General features: G+C 36.6%; 25 protein-coding genes. 18 read left to right on the top strand and 7 right to left on the bottom strand.

Annotated features, from left to right (window positions below):
* Positions 1-119: 119 nt before the first annotated feature.
* Positions 120-272, top strand: coding sequence for an IS3 family transposase (locus BBS29_RS08485; RefSeq protein WP_084778812.1), 153 nt, complete (start codon positions 120-122; stop codon positions 270-272).
* 50 nt (positions 273-322) lie between these two features.
* On the opposite strand, the gene BBS29_RS03095 is transcribed toward BBS29_RS08485, so the two are convergent.
* A complete protein-coding gene (locus tag BBS29_RS03095; RefSeq protein WP_068128930.1) occupies positions 323-511 on the bottom strand; it encodes a DUF5325 family protein in 189 nt (62 codons plus the stop codon).
* A 103-nt stretch (positions 512-614) separates the two neighbouring features.
* On the opposite strand from BBS29_RS03095, the gene typA reads away from it, so the two are divergent.
* Entirely contained in the window at positions 615-2447 is a 1833-nt protein-coding gene (gene typA / locus BBS29_RS03090) for a translational GTPase TypA (protein WP_068128927.1), read from the top strand.
* 27 nt (positions 2448-2474) lie between these two features.
* Positions 2475-2834, top strand: a complete 360-nt coding sequence (locus tag BBS29_RS03085; protein WP_068128990.1) for a YlaH-like family protein — start codon at positions 2475-2477, stop codon at positions 2832-2834.
* A gap of 44 nt (positions 2835-2878) precedes the next feature.
* Here BBS29_RS03085 and BBS29_RS03080 read toward each other — a convergent pair whose 3' ends face one another.
* Positions 2879-3349, bottom strand: coding sequence for a hypothetical protein (locus BBS29_RS03080; RefSeq protein WP_083286884.1), 471 nt, complete (start codon positions 3347-3349; stop codon positions 2879-2881).
* 116 nt (positions 3350-3465) lie between these two features.
* On the opposite strand from BBS29_RS03080, the gene BBS29_RS03075 reads away from it, so the two are divergent.
* Both BBS29_RS03075 and BBS29_RS03070 read left to right on the top strand, forming a co-directional pair.
* Entirely contained in the window at positions 3466-3768 is a 303-nt protein-coding gene (locus BBS29_RS03075; RefSeq protein WP_040929268.1) for a YlaN family protein, read from the top strand.
* An 11-nt stretch (positions 3769-3779) separates the two neighbouring features.
* A complete protein-coding gene (locus BBS29_RS03070; RefSeq protein ID WP_068128925.1) occupies positions 3780-4976 on the top strand; it encodes an FtsW/RodA/SpoVE family cell cycle protein in 1197 nt (398 codons plus the stop codon).
* A gap of 59 nt (positions 4977-5035) precedes the next feature.
* On the opposite strand, the gene BBS29_RS03065 is transcribed toward BBS29_RS03070, so the two are convergent.
* Positions 5036-5914, bottom strand: coding sequence for a COX15/CtaA family protein (locus BBS29_RS03065; RefSeq protein WP_238316046.1), 879 nt, complete (start codon positions 5912-5914; stop codon positions 5036-5038).
* A gap of 335 nt (positions 5915-6249) precedes the next feature.
* On the opposite strand from BBS29_RS03065, the gene cyoE reads away from it, so the two are divergent.
* The 7 genes from cyoE (at position 6250) to BBS29_RS03030 (ending at position 12800) form a co-directional block, all read left to right on the top strand.
* Positions 6250-7161: a heme o synthase gene (gene cyoE, locus BBS29_RS03060; protein ID WP_068128924.1), complete on the top strand. Its 912-nt coding sequence runs from the start codon at positions 6250-6252 to the stop codon at positions 7159-7161.
* A gap of 28 nt (positions 7162-7189) precedes the next feature.
* Complete coding sequence (coxB, locus tag BBS29_RS03055; protein WP_084778802.1) at positions 7190-8338, top strand: cytochrome c oxidase subunit II; 1149 nt, start codon at positions 7190-7192, stop codon at positions 8336-8338.
* Positions 8339-8340: 2 nt separating this feature from the next.
* Positions 8341-10272: a cytochrome c oxidase subunit I gene (locus tag BBS29_RS03050; RefSeq protein WP_068128922.1), complete on the top strand. Its 1932-nt coding sequence runs from the start codon at positions 8341-8343 to the stop codon at positions 10270-10272.
* Positions 10272-10898, top strand: coding sequence for a cytochrome c oxidase subunit 3 (locus BBS29_RS03045; RefSeq protein WP_068128920.1), 627 nt, complete (start codon positions 10272-10274; stop codon positions 10896-10898). Before BBS29_RS03050 ends, BBS29_RS03045 begins: the two co-directional genes overlap by 1 nt.
* Positions 10899-11246, top strand: coding sequence for a cytochrome C oxidase subunit IV family protein (locus BBS29_RS03040; RefSeq protein WP_068128918.1), 348 nt, complete (start codon positions 10899-10901; stop codon positions 11244-11246).
* A 121-nt stretch (positions 11247-11367) separates the two neighbouring features.
* Entirely contained in the window at positions 11368-12321 is a 954-nt protein-coding gene (gene ctaG / locus BBS29_RS03035; protein WP_084778800.1) for a cytochrome c oxidase assembly factor CtaG, read from the top strand.
* A gap of 14 nt (positions 12322-12335) precedes the next feature.
* Entirely contained in the window at positions 12336-12800 is a 465-nt protein-coding gene (locus BBS29_RS03030; RefSeq protein ID WP_068128916.1) for a DUF420 domain-containing protein, read from the top strand.
* Between the two features lie 37 nt (positions 12801-12837).
* Here BBS29_RS03030 and BBS29_RS03025 read toward each other — a convergent pair whose 3' ends face one another.
* A complete protein-coding gene (locus BBS29_RS03025) occupies positions 12838-13194 on the bottom strand; it encodes a YugN family protein (RefSeq protein WP_068128914.1) in 357 nt (118 codons plus the stop codon).
* Between the two features lie 115 nt (positions 13195-13309).
* Here BBS29_RS03025 and BBS29_RS03020 point away from each other — a divergent pair, with 115 nt between their 5' ends.
* Complete coding sequence (locus tag BBS29_RS03020) at positions 13310-13747, top strand: YlbF family regulator (RefSeq protein ID WP_068128913.1); 438 nt, start codon at positions 13310-13312, stop codon at positions 13745-13747.
* Between the two features lie 37 nt (positions 13748-13784).
* Here the strand turns inward: BBS29_RS03020 and BBS29_RS03015 are convergent, their stop codons facing one another.
* Positions 13785-14684: a glycerophosphodiester phosphodiesterase gene (locus BBS29_RS03015; protein ID WP_068128910.1), complete on the bottom strand. Its 900-nt coding sequence runs from the start codon at positions 14682-14684 to the stop codon at positions 13785-13787.
* Between the two features lie 76 nt (positions 14685-14760).
* On the opposite strand from BBS29_RS03015, the gene BBS29_RS03010 reads away from it, so the two are divergent.
* Entirely contained in the window at positions 14761-15000 is a 240-nt protein-coding gene (locus BBS29_RS03010) for a DUF2129 domain-containing protein (RefSeq protein WP_068128907.1), read from the top strand.
* Here BBS29_RS03010 and BBS29_RS03005 read toward each other — a convergent pair whose 3' ends face one another.
* Positions 15001-15369 (bottom strand): DUF7147 family protein, encoded by a 369-nt coding sequence (locus BBS29_RS03005; protein WP_068128905.1) that lies wholly within the window; start codon positions 15367-15369, stop codon positions 15001-15003.
* Between BBS29_RS03005 and rsmD the strand changes: the two genes are divergently transcribed.
* Together rsmD and coaD are read left to right on the top strand one after the other, a co-directional pair.
* Positions 15364-15981, top strand: a complete 618-nt coding sequence (rsmD, locus tag BBS29_RS03000) for a 16S rRNA (guanine(966)-N(2))-methyltransferase RsmD (RefSeq protein ID WP_257009077.1) — start codon at positions 15364-15366, stop codon at positions 15979-15981. The two genes, BBS29_RS03005 and rsmD, sit on opposite strands and share 6 nt — an antisense overlap.
* Positions 15974-16471: a pantetheine-phosphate adenylyltransferase gene (gene coaD / locus BBS29_RS02995; protein WP_068128901.1), complete on the top strand. Its 498-nt coding sequence runs from the start codon at positions 15974-15976 to the stop codon at positions 16469-16471. Before rsmD ends, coaD begins: the two co-directional genes overlap by 8 nt.
* On the opposite strand, the gene BBS29_RS02990 is transcribed toward coaD, so the two are convergent.
* Positions 16452-17582 (bottom strand): nucleotidyltransferase, encoded by a 1131-nt coding sequence (locus BBS29_RS02990; protein WP_068128899.1) that lies wholly within the window; start codon positions 17580-17582, stop codon positions 16452-16454. The genes coaD and BBS29_RS02990 overlap by 20 nt on opposite strands.
* Positions 17583-17730: 148 nt before the next feature.
* On the opposite strand from BBS29_RS02990, the gene BBS29_RS02985 reads away from it, so the two are divergent.
* The gene (locus tag BBS29_RS02985; protein ID WP_040929247.1) at positions 17731-18252 is read left to right on the top strand and encodes a YceD family protein; all 522 of its coding nucleotides are present in this window, start codon (positions 17731-17733) and stop codon (positions 18250-18252) included.
* Positions 18253-18254: 2 nt separating this feature from the next.
* On the top strand, positions 18255-18428 hold the full coding sequence (rpmF, locus tag BBS29_RS02980; protein WP_040929246.1) for a 50S ribosomal protein L32: 174 nt from the start codon (positions 18255-18257) through the stop codon (positions 18426-18428).
* Positions 18429-18436 lie beyond the last annotated feature (8 nt).

Raw genomic sequence — 18436 nt, 5'->3', positions numbered from 1 at the left:
TTTTATATTTAACTAATTATCATTTACGTTAAACACATGTACTTAAAGTAAGAACATTGATTTAAACCGTTTTTTTCATAATTTACTATTGATAAGATACAAACCCATCAAGAGAAGATATTGAAGTAAATGGAGAAGTATTCAAGACATATGAAGCATTAGAGATCGCAGTACATGAATATATTAGATACTATAATAAAGATAGAATTAAGCTAAAATTAAAAGGCATGTCTCCTGAAGAATTCAGGAAACATACCTTACAATCTGCATAATTCCAAAAGTCCAACTTTTGGGTAGCACATCATATGAGGGGGAATATTTATTATAGCCAATCGTTTTCGCGATATTTTTTCTTTAATGTAAAACCAATACCAAAAATTGCAACAAATCCAATTGCGAGCAGTATTGCGAATCCCCACATCTCTTCAGCGAGTGTGACTGATAATAAAACGAGTAAAACGATTGCGAGTACCGCAAGTATGAAAAAAATCCCTTTCGATTTTTTCTCCATGTATATCGACTCCACATATAAATTTTCTCAATTATATCATAGAATAAGTACGATATGATATAATTGTACAGTTAAATAACCTAAATACGAAGGGAACTTTTGAATGACAGTAAGAAAAGATTTAAGAAATATAGCGATTATCGCCCACGTAGACCACGGTAAAACGACGTTAGTCGACCAATTATTAAAACAATCTGGTTTATTTAGAGACAACGAACACGTTGAAGACCGTGCGATGGACAGTGGTGATATTGAAAAAGAACGCGGTATTACAATTTTATCTAAAAACACTGCGATCGATTATGAAGATGTAAGAATTAATATTTTAGATACACCAGGACACGCTGACTTCGGTGGAGAAGTAGAACGTATTTTAAAAATGGTCGACGGAGTAATACTCGTCGTTGATGCATTTGAAGGTACGATGCCACAGACGCGTTTTGTACTTAAAAAAGCTTTAGACGTCGGTGTGACGCCGCTTGTTGTCGTCAATAAAATCGATAAACCACAAGCACGACCTGAAGCGGTTGTCGACGAAGTACTTGAACTATTTATCGATTTAGGAGCAGATGATGACCAACTTGAATTCCCAGTCGTATACGCTTCAGCGATGAACGGAACTGCAAGCTTAGATCCAGAAACTCAAGACGACAATATGAAAGTGCTATACGATACGATTTTAGAGTCTGTTCCTGCACCTGTAGATAATAGCGATGAACCGTTACAATTCCAAGTATCATTATTAGATTATAACGATTACGTTGGACGTATCGGTATCGGTCGTGTATTTAGAGGGTCAATTTCAGTTGGAGAAAATGTATCACTCGTTAAATTAGATGGTACAGTAAAACAATTTAGAGTCACTAAAATGTTTGGATTTTTAGGTCTGAAACGTATTGAAATTGAACATGCGAAAGCTGGAGACATTATCGCATTAAGTGGTTTAGAAGATATTAACGTCGGTGAAACAGTCACAGACCGTGAAACAGTAGAAGCACTCCCTGCACCAACTATTGATGAACCTACGTTACAAATGACGTTTTCAGTAAATAACTCACCATTTGCTGGGCGTGAAGGTAAATTTGTAACAGCACGTCAAATTAAAGACCGCTTAGATATTCAACTAGAAACGGACGTATCGTTAAGAGTCGACCAAGGAGCAACGCCAGATCAGTTTATCGTTTCTGGACGTGGAGAGTTACACTTATCCATCTTAATTGAAAATATGAGACGTGAAGGATACGAGCTTCAAGTATCTAAACCAGAAGTTATTATTCGTGAAATTGATGGTAAAAAACATGAACCGTTTGAGCGCGTACAAATTAACGTACCAAGTGAACATGCAGGAAGTGTCATTGAGTCGCTCGGCCAACGTAAAGGTGAAATGTTAGATATGGCGACTGAAGATGGTCAAACGAAACTCGTGTTTTTAGTACCATCTCGTGGTTTAATAGGATATACGACAGAGTTTATGACGATGACTCACGGTTATGGTATTTTAAACCATACGTTTGAAGATTATCGTCCAGTAATCCAAGGTAAAATTGGTGGACGTCGTAACGGTGTACTCGTTTCTATTAACAAAGGTCCAGCGAGCGCATTTGCAATTATGAACTTAGAAGACCGTGGAACAAACTTCACTGAACCTGGTACAGAAGTGTATGAGGGAATGATCGTCGGTGAGAACTCACGTGAAAATGATTTAGGTGTAAACATTACGAAAACAAAAGCACACACAAATATGCGTTCAGCAACAAAGGACCAAACAGAAACGATGAAACGTCCAAGAATTATGACGCTAGAAGAAGCGTTAGAATATATTAACGTCGATGAGTTAGTAGAAGTGACGCCAGAGTCGATTCGTTTACGTAAAAAGATTTTAAACAAAAGTGAACGCGACCGTGCGCTAAAGAATGCTAAAAAGCAAGAGGAGTAGAAGGCAATGTTTTTTTCGTTCGTCTTAATGACAGCGGCACAAACAGACGAGAGTAGTTTATATAACCGATTGTCGATGTTTGGTAAGCTATATGGCGCAGATCAAAATCCAGATACTGCGATGTGGTTATTGTTTATTACTGTATACGTACTATCAGTTCTCGCATACGTACTTGGTTTTGCGAAAAAGTTAAAGCTTTGGCAAAACATCGTGATTTATATCATTATGCTATTATTCTCATTACCACTGACATTTTTTGCAGCGTTTTACCCGGTTGCAGAGTGTTTAATCGTCATCGTATTTGTAATGGGAATGTACCGATATAGACTATATAATGAAAAGAAAAAAGGTACGATATCGTTCGATAGTAAAGAAACGCATAAATAATAAAACGACCTGTCACATATATTAAAATGTGACAGGTCTTTATTTTATACGAACGTAAATGCTGTAACGTATTCGTATCGTTCGATGATTTCTCCGTCTTTAATGACGAGTAGGTCGATCATACCGTCGTCGTATAATCTCTTACCATTATTAGAAAACTGTGCGTAATGATCGTAACGGTCTTTATATGCGAGTGTTGTTGTCCCGTTTTTATGTGTAATTTCATAGTTTACACTGTTTGGTTCAGCGTATTCTAAAAATGGGTCGAGTGCCATAATAAACGTTCCGTTTAGCAGTTCTTCTTTTTTATTTTTATATCTCTTTTCTGATTTTAATGTCGGTGGAAGTGTGTCTCCTTCTATAATTTGACGGTTCCACTCTTCACTATCCTCAAATTCAATGTGTTCTTCATCATGTACTAAATCTTCTATATGTATTTTACGATCGTCGAAAATCCATGCACTCGAGTCTAATGTAATGACGAAGTTTACGTTTCCTTTAATTTGTAGCAGCATGTAACCCCTCCTAAGCTTAAATTATACCAAATTATACATAATTGAACATAGCCACTCACTTGAAAAATGTAATACTGTAGAGTAGTATTTAGTTGTAATGAAAAGGGGGAAGGGCCTTGTCTAGTGAAGAAACTTTAAAAAGGCTTGCATTAGAAACACTCGAGCAAGATGCAGATAGAATCGTACAACTGATTCGTGTTCAAATGGATAATTTGACAATGCCTCAATGCCCGGTATATGAAGAAGTGTTAGATACTCAAATGTTCGGGTTATCTAAAGAAATTCATTTTGCAGTGAGACTAGGGTTAATAGATAGAGAGCATGGACGTTCGATATTAGCAGATTTAGAAAAGCAAGTATCAGACGTACATGAAGCGTATTATGAGCATAGAGAACAACTAAAAAAGGCAAATAAGTAGTGGGTGATCCAATGAAGAAAGCAAAACGCTTAAACTACCCGATTAGTAAGACAAATCAGCACATTGATTATGTCATTATATTTGCATACATAGCACTTGCAATTATTGGCCTTGTCATGATTTATAGTGGGAGTATGGTTAAATCATCACGCAGTGAGATGACGAACTTTAATCCAAAGTTTTTCTTTGATTCGCAGTTACGTTTTGTCATATTTGGGATGACGATATTTGTAATTATTACATTTTTTACGAGTTCACGATTATTTAGAAAGCCGATTATTCCAATTGCGTTAATTGCGGGAAGTATTCTTTTACTTCTTGCGACTCAAATCTTTGGTATTGAAGTAAACGGTGAGAAAAACTGGATTCGTCTCGGATTTATAAATTTACAGACATCTGAGTTCGTTAAAATTGTTGTCATTATGTATTTAGCATATGTTTATGACAGGCGACTACGTATAAAAACAGAGCTTATCCCTACAGATACGAAGCACTTGATGCCATTTGTACTCGTACTCGTAATGACGTTATGGATTGGTAGAAATGACTTCGGAACGTCGTTAATCATTTTATCGATTATTATCTCGATGTTTTTCTATTTAAACTTTGAACGGAAATTTACGTTTATGATATTTGCAGGAATTGTAGGTATTATCATCCTTGTCGTCGGAGCTTTTATCATGTTTGACGGACAATTTTTAAGTTCATATCAGCTCGCGAGAATCGATACGTTTTTCCATCCGTTTAACGACCCGTATGGCGATGGATATCAGCTTACGAATAGTTTGATTGCGATAGCCAATGGAGGACTAATTGGGCAAGGTATTGGAAACGGCATATTGAAACTCGGATTTTTACCTGAAGCACAGACAGACTTTATATTTTCAGTTATCGCTGAAGAACTTGGGCTCATCGGGGTACTTATCGTACTAGGATTATATGCAACAATTGTCATTAAAGCATTTTATTATTCATATCATACTGGAGATTTATATTTAAGACTCATTACGTTTGGGATTGGTATATATATTACAATCCAATGTTTCTTTAACATTGGAGGCGCAACGAAGACTGTTCCATTAACGGGTGTTCCGTTACCGTTACTCAGTTACGGTGGATCAAGTTTCTTAAGTATATCGATTGCATTAGCAGTATTATCTGTGGCTATTAAAGAAATTAGATATCGTAAAGCAATCAATCGTGATTAAAGACGTTGTTATAACGTCTTTTTTTAATATAAAAAAACGTGAGGGGAAACCCTCACGTTTTATGGTTCATAGTCCGGTCGACTAATGAGTAAGATGTAATAGCATAGTATACCGAATATTAAAGTGATAAATAATGCATGGAATAGTGCGATGAAAATATTTGCGTACGTAAATATCGTTAAAGCACCTGTGATGATTTGTAATACGAGTAAAGTCATCATGATAATCCAACCGTTCTTAATGACTCGGTAGTTGCTGTAATGTTTTAATACGTGAATTAAAGCGATAACCATCCAAATAAATAGTATGAGTACTAAAAAGCGGTGTCCCATTTGAACGGCTTGATAAAAGTTCGTTGGTAAAATTTGGTTTGGCATACAGTGTGGCCATTTTGTACATGCGAGTGATGCATCGGCATGTCTAACTAATGCGCCGCTATATATTACGAAATAAATATAAATAATAATCCCGATCGTATGACGTCTCAATCCTTTATGTATGATAAGACCTTTCGTATCATACTTTAAGTCAACGTGGAAGACGAGTAGTGTTAACACGAACACAGCTGCAAAACATATTAACGAAATTCCAAAGTGTGCAGCGAGAACAAACTCACCGTGCCATAAACCAACAACTGCCGCGGCACCAATTAAACTTTGGATGAGAATAAAACTAAGAGATACACAGACGAGAAACTTCGTTTCTCTAATATGTGAGAGTTGTTTCCAAGCCATAACTCCAAAGATGATTAAAAAGATAATTGCGATTCCAGATACACCTCTATGTGCAATCTCAATTATCGTATCTAATGGCCAGTCTTTAGGGATAAGTTGACCATGACATAGTGGCCAAGAATCTCCACACCCTTCAGCAGATCCAGTTTTTGTCACGAGTGCTCCACCGATTTGAACAAAAACCATGATGAGGGTCGTAATCACCGCCACTATTTTCAATTTTTTATACAACCAAAACACCTCATTAAAAAAATCCGTACAAATATCTGTTCAATTAATAAATATAAACCATCACATAGAATCATGCAATAATTAAAGTTATAAGAAAGACTTAACAAAATTGTAAACTGTGGTAGAATCTATATGTAAACAATAGCGACTATAGTGGTACTTTCCATAGATAAATGTTTAAATTGTAAATTATTTGAACAATTTTTGAACAATCTGTGAAAAAAAGGTATCAACACTATAGATTCTCGGTCTGTTTTCCTATATCATTATAGTAACTAGAAATGTTGGTGAAAGGGGGCGAAGGTTAAATGCAGAGTCATGTGTCTAGTGAAAGGCATACGATGACGTTTATTGAAAAACAACAAGCATTTCGAGTGTTAATTAAAGAAGGTATCATAAAAGCGAACTTGATCCCAGCATTTGCTGCTGGTTTTCTAGCTGTTATGTATTATGGTCATTCTTTTTTCAGCTCGCTTCCATTGTTGTTAATCATGCTATTAGGTGTTGGTCTTTTAATTGGTGGCGTTGCTGCACTGAATAACTATTATGACCGGGATATTGATTCAGTTATGAAGTCTAAGCAACAACGACCAAGTATCGACGGCACGTATAGTGGGAAAGACATCCTATGGATTGGTTTTTCAATGGTTGTTATAGGAGAAATTCTCTTATATTCAATTAATATGACTGCAGGTACACTTGGCCTCTTAGCTGGTTTTGGCTATGTAGTCCTATATTCCATCTACTCTAAAAGACATTATGTTGTCAATACAGTAGTTGGAGCATTACCAGGAGCAGCACCTCCCTTAATTGGATGGGCGGTTATAGACCCAAACTTACATACACTCGCGTTTGCGATGTTCTTTGTAATGTTTATATGGCAACCACCGCACTTTTACGCTTTAGCAATAAATCGTAAAGATGAGTACAGCACCGCTAACATTCCAATGTTACCGAGTGTGAAGGGAGAAAAACGTACGGTTAGGTCGATTGTGATGTGGATATCACTACTCGTCATTACCCCGTTTTTCATGACTGATTTAGGGATTTGGTTTGTCGTATTAATCACACTGCTGAACTTAAGTTGGTTAATACTTTCCTTAAACATGTTTAAGCCAATCACCGATTACAAGCGCTATGCAAAAACAGTGTTTGTATTTTCTTTAAATTACATTCTTATTTTTTACGTTATGATTATAGTCGCCGGTCTATTAATCTAAACTTATTTTTGAAAGAGGGGTCTATTAGATGAAGAACAGTTGGACTAAAACAAAATTTTATATGTTAATGTCTGTTCTTGCTATTTTCTTAGCAGGCTGTGGTAAAGAAAACTTAAGTGCTTTACAACCTGCTGGTGAAGTTGGGAGACAACAATTTTTCTTAATTATTCTTTCAATTTCAATCATGTTACTTGTCGTTGGAACAGTAGCAATCGCATTTACAATTGCAGTTGTAAAAAGTCGTAGAAGTAAAGTGGGAGAAGATTTCGTACCAAAGCAAGTTGCGGGTAACCATACACTTGAAGTAATTTGGACGACTATCCCAATTATTTTACTTATCATCTTAGCAATCCCAACAGTTTGGGTAACATTTACTCTAGCAGACGTTGAGGATATGGTAACTGAAGATGGTGTAGCGAACAAAGATTCAGTAATCGTTAACGTAACTGCTTACCAATATTGGTGGGAGTTTGAATACGTTCATGAAAATGTTGTTACGAGTCAAGACTTAGTCGTTCCAACGGATGAAAAAGTATTCTTCAACTTAAAAGGTGCTGACGTAAAACACTCATTCTGGGTACCTGCAGCGGGTGGTAAACTCGATACAAACGTTGACGGAATCAACAGCTTCTACTTAGTGTTTGATGATGACAAAGCAGAAAATGCAGATCGTTTATTCTATGGTAAATGTGCGGAATTATGTGGACCTTCACACGCACTAATGGACTTTAAAGTAGTTGCATTACCAAGAGCAGAATTCGATCAATGGTTAGCTGATATGAAAGTTTACGAAGAAGAGGCAAAAGTTGCATCAGCTGACGATGCAAAAGAAGGTCAAGAAATCTTCAACAACTCTTGTATAGGATGTCACGCAGTTACACCAACTAACCCTGGTGCTGCTGGACCAAACTTAACTAACTTTGGTGATAGAGAACTTATCGCTGGTATTTTAGAGCACAACAAAGAAAACTTAGTAAGCTGGATCAAAGATCCAGAAAAGATTAAACCAGACAACAAAATGACTGGAGCATATCAATTAAACGATGAAGAAATTGACAAAGTAGCTGCATACTTAATGGAGCTAAAACTAGATAAAAACTCTGGCGATGTCGAAAAAATGAAAAAAGAGATTGAAGCAGAGAAAAATGAGGACAATGATGAAGGGGGCGACAAATAAGCATGGCAACAGTTAATGGGCAAAAAGTTGGCTTTGGGCGTTTAATATGGGAATATTTAACGACAGTAGACCATAAGAAAATTGCAATCCTTTACTTAATTGGCGGTGGATTCTTCTTCGTCATGGGTGGTATTGAAGCGATGCTTATTCGTATTCAGCTCGCGGTACCAAATAACGATTTCTTATCAGCTGGATTATTTAACGAAATGATTACGATGCACGGTACTACGATGATATTCTTAGCTGCGATGCCAATTTTATTCGCATTTATGAACGCAGTAGTTCCATTACAAATTGGTGCACGTGACCTAGCGTTCCCATTCATGAACGCTTTAGGTGTATGGATGTTTATTTTAGGTGGTATTTTCGTTAACGTTTCTTGGTTATTCGGAGATGCACCTGACGCAGGTTGGACAAGCTATGCGTCACTATCAATTGCATCACCTGGACACGGTATTGACTTCTACGCAATCGGTTTACAGATTGCAGGGGCTGGTACGTTAATTACAGGTATTAACTTTGTAACAACGATTATTACGATGAGAGCACCAGGTATGACTTATATGAGAATGCCATTATTCACATGGACAGCACTTGTTGCATCAATTCTTATCGTATTTGGTTTCCCACCATTAACAGTAGGACTTTTCCTATTAACGTTTGACCGTATGTTCGGTTCGAACTTCTTCATAGTTGAAGCTGGTGGTAACACAATTATTTGGGAACACTTATTCTGGATCTTCGGACACCCAGAAGTATATATTTTAATCTTACCGGCATTCGGTATTTTCTCAGAGATTTTCGCAGTATTCTCTAGAAAGAGATTATTCGGTTACTCAGCGATGGTATTCGCGACAGTATTAATCGGATTCTTCGGATTCATGGTTTGGGCGCACCACATGTTTACAGTAGGTTTAGGTCCAACAGCGAACGCTATCTTCGCATTAGCGACAATGGCAATTGCGGTACCAACGGGTATTAAAATATTTAACTGGATTGCTACAATTTGGGGCGGTAGTATTACATTTACAACTCCAATGCTTTATGCATTAGCGTTTATCCCTTCATTCGTAATGGGTGGGGTAACAGGTATCATGCAAGCGGTAGCTCCAGCAGACTATCAGTACCATGACTCATACTTTATCGTTGCGCACTTCCACTACGTAATCGTAGGTGGGGTAGTATTCGCGATATTAGCAGGTCTTCACTACTGGTGGCCATTAATGTTTGGAACTAAGCTAAACGACACATTAGGTAAAATCGAAATGGCAATCTTTGCTATCGGTTTCCATATGACATTCTTAGTTCAACACTGGTTAGGTTTATGGGGAATGCCTCGTCGTGTATTCACATACTTAGACGGTCAAGGCTTTAACTTAGCAAACTTAATCTCAACAATCGGTGCATTACTCATGGCAGTTGGGGTAATCGTACTTGTTATTAACATCATTATGACAGTTGTTAAAAATGATAGAGTCGTAAACGTTGACGTTTGGGACGGTCGTACACTTGAGTGGGCAGTTGCAACGCCAACTCCAGAATACAACTTCTTCCAAACTCCACTAGTACGTGGTTTAGATGTTTTACAGTTAGAAAAAGAAGAAAACAACGGTGAAATTCCATCAGCTGGACCAGTTGAGGATATTCATATGCCAAATAACTCAATTATTCCGTTTATCTTAACTTTAGGGTTATTCATTGCAGGATTTGGTGCATTATTCCACGCGTCAGGTCAAGAATGGGCGATTGCAGCAGTTAAAGATTTACCAAGCATGAGACCTTGGTCAATGATTTTACTCGTCGGTGGTTTAACAATCACATTCCTTTCAATGATGGCAAGATCTTGGATTGATGACCACGGTCACTACGTCAAGAAAGAACGTATTGAAAGAGAAATGCGCGAATATGAAGAAAGAAAAAGAGGTGCAAACTAATGGCAGAAGTTAAATATAATGTTGATAATGCTAATTGGCCGAAGCACCCTGAAACAGCTACGTTAGAAGGTAAAAACAAGTTTGTTGGTTTCTGGACATTCTTAGCGGGAGAGACAGTATTATTCTCATGTCTCTTCGCGACTTACCTCGCACTTAAAGACTCAGTGCCAAGTAGCGATCACTTATTAGCAGCTGACCTATTCCACTTAGAGTTAGCATTCGTAATGACGATGTTCTTATTAACATCTTCATTAACAAGTGTTTTCGCAGTACACCATATGAGAAATAACAACTTCGCGAAAATGCAATTATGGTTAGGAATTACAGTTCTTTTAGGTGCTGGGTTCTTAGCACTTGAAATCTACGAGTTCATTGCATATGTACAACTCGGTCACACGTTTAGATCAAGTGCGTTCGGTAGTGCATTCTATATCTTAATCGGTACACACGGATTCCACGTTATTATCGGTTTAATTTGGATTACATTACTCATCATCCGTAACTCTGGACGCGGATTATCAGTATACACAGCTGCGAAAGTTAATACAGCTTCATTATACTGGCACTTCATTGACGTTGTGTGGGTGTTCATCTTCACAATCGTTTATCTGTTAGGGGTGTTATAAATGGCGAACGTAGAAACTGAATCATTAACAAGAAAAGAGTTAGACGCACTTTACAAAGCACGTGCAAAAGAAATGAGACTTCAACTAACCTCTTTTGCTCTTATGATTTTCATGACATTTATAGCATTTGGATTAGTAGCATTAGACTTTAACAAATACTTTGTTGGAGCAATCATTGTTACTTTAGCGTTTGTACAAGTTATTCTACAATTCTTCTACTTCATGCACATGAAGGACAAAGGACATGATTTTGCGAAGCTATTTATCTTAGTTGGTATGTACTTTGCAATTGCGTTTATTATCACATTTGTGTTCATTGTATGGATTGGAACAGGTGGAATTCAATAAACTTCAATGGACTAGCATTGCTAGTCCATTTTTTTGTTAGAAAATAGACATATTAAAATATGTTCGTTTCATTAAAAATAGTCTATAATGGTATGTAGCTTATATTAAAAGGGTGATAAATTTGGATCGTTTAATGTCGATACGAATTTTTGGTTTCATCGGAAATTGGAGTCCATTTTTAATTGCGTTTATTATTGTAGCGTCAGTAGTGTACTTCTTAATTACGATGAAATGGTACAAAGATATACCAGGTGGTCGAAAACTAACTAAATTAGAGTTTTGGATGTCAATTACAGTTATTTTATTATTTTATATAACGTTCGGATCACCAATTGATATATTAAGTCATATTTTATTTACGTTTCATATGGTGCAAATGGCACTTGGGTTGTTACTCATTCCGCCGTTACTATACTTTGCAATACCAGATTACTTATGGGCATACATGGTAAAACTACCTGTATTACGATTTTTCCATAAGATTGGTCAGAAACCGTTACTAGCGCTCATACTTTTCTGTGGTGCGTTTTCGCTTTACCATATCCCTACAGTTATGGATACGTTAAAGTTAAATCAGTCATTACACTTTATGTCATTAGCGATTTTATTTTTACTTGCAACAATCGCATTTTGGCCAGTATTAAATAAAGTGGATCCTCAAGAAAAGCATATGAACTACTTATTTAAGATATTATATGTATTTGGTATTGGTGGATTATTATTACCAGCATGTGGTTTAATCATCTTCTCGGAGACACCTATGTTTAAGACGTATACTGAAAGTGCAGCATGGTTAAAATCGATGGAGCTTTGTGTTCCAGTAGGTGTTCTTGATACGCTAAAAGATCAAAATATGATTAGTGGACCGGAATACTTCAGTCATATGACGCCACTGTCTGACCAACGTACAGGTGGAATCATTATGAAGATTCTTCAAGAAGTGTTCTTTGGATTTATCATTGCGTACTTATTTGCAAACTGGTGGAAACAAGAGTCTAGAGATCCAGATGAAATTACGCGTGAATCATTAGAAAGAGCAAATGAGCGTAAAAAGTTAGAAGAATTATATAGATAATAGAGGGTTGAATTATGAATTTGCATTTTATACTACCAACGATTAGTACGTCATTTATCGTATTAAGTGCGATAATGATGGCAATTGGACTTTACAAAATGTTTAAGAAAAGAGACCTTGCTGGTCACGATAAGTTTATGACATTAAGTGCATGGTTTGCGTTAATTTTCTTTATCATTTACTTATCGAAGACAGTATTTTTAGGAAGTACGCAGTTTGGTGGACCTGAACATCTCGTAACATACTATGTTGTATTTTTAATTTCGCATATTATCTTATCTACGACAGGTGGTGTACTTGGAGGATTCCAAGTATTTACAGGTAAGAAGAGAATTTTATCGAAGCATAGAAAAGTTGGAATCTTTGCAGCAGTGATTTGGTTCTTAACAGCAATTACTGGAGTAACTGTGTATATTTTATTATATGTGTTATATCCAGGTGGAGAAACTTCTGGATTACTCGATGCGATATTCCATTAAAAAAATCCCGTTACTTTTAAAGTAACGGGTTTTTTTATTAAGCGTGAACAGCTAAGTCGCTGTGTAATGCTCTAATTTTTTGAATTGCATGTTCAACAATTCTTTCTGGGAAATGTTCATCTTTTCCGTATTCAATACCTGTTGGGAAATACCACTTACCAATGTAAGGATCCATAAGTTGAAGTACAGCGTCGTTCGCACCGACGTCACCACTTACTGCATATGCAGGGAAACGTAGGTAAAACACACCTTCAGGAACTTTGTACTGGAAGTCGAACGTCATACGTTCGTAATCCCAACTTCCACCTAAAACACAGCCATGTTCGTTCATGACCTCTTGTAATAAGTTTTGTTCAATTACTAATTTTTCAAGACCAGAATTTTCAAATACCATCCGAGTAGACCTCCCTATTCCAATATCTTTATTTTAATCGAAAAGAGCGAGAAACACAAATACAATTTTATGTACTACAATAGTATGGTATCATATTCTCAGTAGGAGGATGCGTATGTTTTCTACAAATCAAACAATCGAAATTTTAGATCATCTCGATCACATTAACGATATGGTAAAATCTTCTGAGGAATTTAAATCATATATATATTACAAACATAAATTAGAACAAGATAATGATACACAAATGCTCATCAAACAATTCAATAGATTAAAAGAAGACTTTGAAGAAGTTGAACGTTTTGGGAGATATCATCCAGACTATAAAGAAAAACGTAAAGAGATTCGTTTATTTAAAAAGAAAGTAGATATGGATGAAAACGTCATAGAATTTAGACGGGCAGAGTATGTACTACAAAGTTTACTCGACGAGATTTTATATATTATCGGTAAGTCTGTCAGTGATCATGCCAATGTCGTTAGTACGAATCCATTTTTTGCAAGTGGAGAGTCAAACTGTATGACGGGTGGCGGATGTAGTTGTGCAAGTTAAAAAACGGATTCGTATTTTACGAATCCGTTTTTTGTTATTAATAATTAATGAGTAGATTTGCTTTGTCTGGATAATCTGTAACGATCGTATGTGCACCTAAGTTTAGTAAGCGTGTCATCTCATTTGTATCGTTGATGACCCAAAATCCGACTTTAACGTTTAAATCATCTAAGTAACGAATGAATCCAGCGTTATCGAGCTTAACAGACGATAAATTAATCGGGATTTGGAATGTGTCTCTTGACGGTTGGTATAGGTGACCAAGCCCACTATGGTAAAGCGTGTATGCTTTTGTCACTTCCTCAGTGCCAGCACCTAACGCAATTAAATCTCCACTAAAACTCGTGAAGCGACGAATTTGTTCATCTTCAAAACTTGTCACAATGACGCGGTCTGTTGCTTTCTCATCTAGTATAAGCTCGAATAGTAGAGGTGCAATTTTTTGACCTGCTTCTGTATCGATCGAATCTTTCATGTCGATATTAATAATTTGGTGTGGATATTCTTTAAATAATTCACGTAAAGTAACGATACCGGCATCAGGATGCCCACGATATGCGTAGTTTCCTCTCACATCTTTAAAGTTGTATCCAAAATCTAATTTTCGTAATTCGTCGAGCGTATAGTCTGAAACTTTTCCACTATATTCAGTAACTCTATCTACATATAAATCGTGGAGTACGACGATTTCATTGTCTTTTGTGAGTCGTACGTCGATTTCAAAACCGTCGACGTTTTGATTTACTGCATTATTAAACGCAAGTCTCGTATGCTCTGGATAATTTCCTTTACCCCCACGATGAGCGAATATGTATGGTGCAGGTCTTTTAAAGACAGGTTTCATTTCGTTTACTCTTCGCTCTGCTTGGATTTTACTATAAATGTATGCACTTGATAGGCCAGCAGTAAGAAGAAGAAGTTTTGTACGTAATTTCATAATTGTCCTCCTAATGTGTCTAGTATACTAAAAGTTAAATGTGTTATCATGTGTTTAACGAAGAAGGGTGATATATATGCTAAAGGACCGCATTGGAATATATATTTATTTTAAACATAATAAATTTATTAGACAGTTAAAGCGTCATGGTCATGTCGTTTACGTCAATACAAATAAGCAATATATGCTTATATATATCGATGAGAACGAGCTCGAAGACACGTTAAAACGCTTATCTAACTTAAAATACGTGACAGAAGTACTCGTCAGTGAATATAAAAACATTAAACTATCATATCCAAAAGGAACAGTTTAATTATTTTAACGGTGGAATGAGATGGTTGAGTCGTAACACACCAATCATATATTGGAAGAATAATTCTTCCTCATGGAAATCTTCCGGGTCACGTGCTGTCATCTCGACGATTTGAACATCGTACATTTCGCATAATTCGCGAATCATTTCGTACATTTTACCTTCCGGACCGTTTCTTAGCCCTCGGAGGATTGTATAGAGTGCTTGGAAGTCTTTTTCGACAGGGTTCATGATTAAACTAAACGATGACGGCGCATCTTCATGGTGAAAGAAGATCGCTTTATTTACTCGTTTGTGATTGTATTCGAGTAACGCTTTTAACTCGAAAATCTCGCTGTAGCCATGTCCTAAGACGATAAATTTTTGCATGAAATTTCAACCTCTCATTATTGTTTCTTTAATTATAGTATAAATAGAAAACGAGGTGTATACGTGAGAGTAATTACTGGTAAATATAAAAAAAGACGTATCGAGACGCTCGAACATAATGACACGCGTCCGACGAGTGAAAAAGTAAGAGAAAGTATGTTTAGCGCAATCGGCGAAAGAGTCAGTGGGGACGTGCTCGATTTATTTGCAGGATCTGGTGCGCTTGGAATCGAGGCATTATCTCGAGGCGGAGAACGCTGTATATTTGTCGACGGTGCAAAAGACGCCATTCGTATCATTCATAACAATACGAAAGGGTTAGACGAACCTGTTGAAATTTACCGAAATGATTTTAGACGCGCGTTAAAAGCACTCAGCAAACGCGATAGACAAATGGATTTAATATTTTTAGATCCACCTTACAATAAAAAATTGATCGATGAAGCACTTCATCTCATTAAAACGTACGACATAATAAAAAAAGACGGAATCATTATCGTTGAAGCGGGTGCGAATGAAACGATAGACTTAAATGGTTTTGTTGAATTAAAGCATAACGAAGTTGGAACGATTCAATATAAAGTGTTAACAACGGAGGAAAATTATGACTAAGAAAAAAATTGCAGTATGCTCTGGATCATTTGACCCAATTACATATGGACACATCGACATTATTGAACGTGCGTCAAGAATCTTTGACGTCGTCTATGTGTGTGTATCACATAACCAAACAAAAAAAGGACTATTTACGCCAGACGAACGTGTACACCTCATCGAAGAAACAATTTCTCATATTGACAATACGAAAGTTGATAAGCATGAAGGGTTGTTAATCGATTTTTGTAAAAAAGTCGATGCAGATGCAATCGTCCGTGGATTACGCGCAGTTTCAGATTTTGAATATGAAATGCAGATGGCGTCGATGAATAGAAAGCTCGCTGAAGAGATCGAGACGTTATTTATTATGACGAATAACAAATATTCGTTTATTTCGAGTTCAATCGCAAAAGATGTGGCAAAACACCACGGTAAAATTAGTGATGTCGTGCCACCAGCTGTCGAAGAAGCTCTTGTTGTAAAGTTTAAGACTTTAGAATCATAACAGGTTGATTAAAATCATTCACACATCCATTTGTTAACGTGTTATATATATGCGTCGCTTTTATCGTTTCGTAAAAGTCTGGCGCATCTTTTTTTGTTAAATTTGTTATAAATCTACCATCTTGAATTGTCGATAAGTATTGTTGACCAGTATGATTCATTGCAAGGACTCTTAATTTATCCACCTCATAGTTACGAAAATCTTCTTCTGTAACGTTTAAAAGAACGTATAAGAGTAAACGTTGAAGTCTTGTTCTCGTATATCGTTTCGTTTTAATAGAGTCGATAAACGATTCGTAATTATTTGATAGACGAATATTCTTTTTAAGTCGATGTTCGAGCCCTTCAGTCATCATGTATATGTTTTTTAAATCTTTTAAAGAACTGCGCTCGATAATTACTTTTAACGTATTAAACATGTGCTCATTTGTAACAACCTTATCTTCCATAATCACTTTTGCGAGAGTTTCTGGCATAAATTGAATCGCGTCTTCTATATCTCCATTTAATAGTGACTCGCGTATACTCGTCGCACTTGAAAACTGAGTATGAGAGAGTGTTTTATCGTTATAGTTGTTACCCGTGCGTTTAACCGTGTGCATAGAGACGTCAAAGTTTAAATCGTCGCGTGCTTTTAAATAACTCATGCCGAGCGTGTTGTTTGGAGATTGAAATGCATCTTCATTTGTTAAGTCGTACATTGCACGTGGATACGAATATCCTTTTTGTAACATCGGTACGAGGTCTTCTTTCGTAATACGCTTTGCTTTTAAGTATGCACTATGGAGTTTCTCTATATCATCGAGTTCACTTCCGAAGACGATATCGGTAGTTTGTAGCATCTTTGCAGCAAGAAGCCCCCCATATGCAAAGTCATCCGCATAACTGATCGCATATAGTGTCGGTAGTTCAATGACTAAATCAACGTGTTTAATTGCTTCTTGTGCACGGTTAAATTTATTCGTCACAGCGAGTTCTCCGCGCTGAGTAAAGTTACCAGACATGATCGCAATCGTCACGTCCGGTTGAATTAATTGTTTGGAAGACTCGATGTGGTAAATATGACCGTTATGAAACGGGTTATACTCTGTAATTAAAGACAAAACTTTCATATCGCAACACTCCGTTTATTATTCGATATCATTATATCAAAATAGATAATAAATCTTAATTTTATTCGGTGATATGTTAAGAAAATAACTTGACACTTTCACTGAAAATCGGTAGAATGTTTGTTGTGCTTATAAGAGGTGGGTAAATATGAAGTGGTCATTATCGGAACTCAGAAAGTTTCAAAATACCGCATTTACTTTTGAAGAACACTTATCACTTGAAGATGTTTCGAATCGTCAAGACGTTCTAGATGTAAGTGATATTTTCACAGAAGGCTCAATCAAAAATAGTGGTCATGAATTTTATGTCGACATAACAATTCAGGCACGTGTTAAAATGGTTGATAGTCGTTCTGGAGAGGATGTTTTTTACGATTTAAGCGTAAATTCGTTTGAAACGTATGATGAGACGCTTGAAGCGGATGAAAAGCTAGAGGATCCGTCATTACATCCGGTGCTACATGAGCTCGACTTAGAACCAGTCATTCGTGAGTTAATAAATGTTAGCATTCCTGAAGTGTATTCTGAAAGTAATGAATTACCGGACTCATCAAACACTGATAATTGGAATGTCTACGGCAGTATCGAAGCGTACGAAAAAGATAAGCCTGTAGACCCAAGATTAAAAAAATTAGAAACGCTGTTTAAAACAGACGAAACGGAGGATTAGCAATGGCAGTACCTAAAAGAAGAACTTCGAAAACTCGTAAAAATAAACGTCGTACACACATTAAGTTAAGTGCACCAGGAATGGTTGAGTGCCCTGAGTGTGGAGAAATGAAATTAAGACACCGCGTTTGCCCGAACTGTGGGTCATATAACGGTGCAGAAGTTGTAAACAACTAACATGGACA

Origin of the sequence: Nosocomiicoccus ampullae (assembly GCF_001696685.1) — a bacterium.
Lineage (GTDB): Bacteria > Bacillota > Bacilli > Staphylococcales > Salinicoccaceae > Nosocomiicoccus > Nosocomiicoccus ampullae_A.
This window is presented reverse-complemented; position numbering and strand designations above follow the sequence as displayed.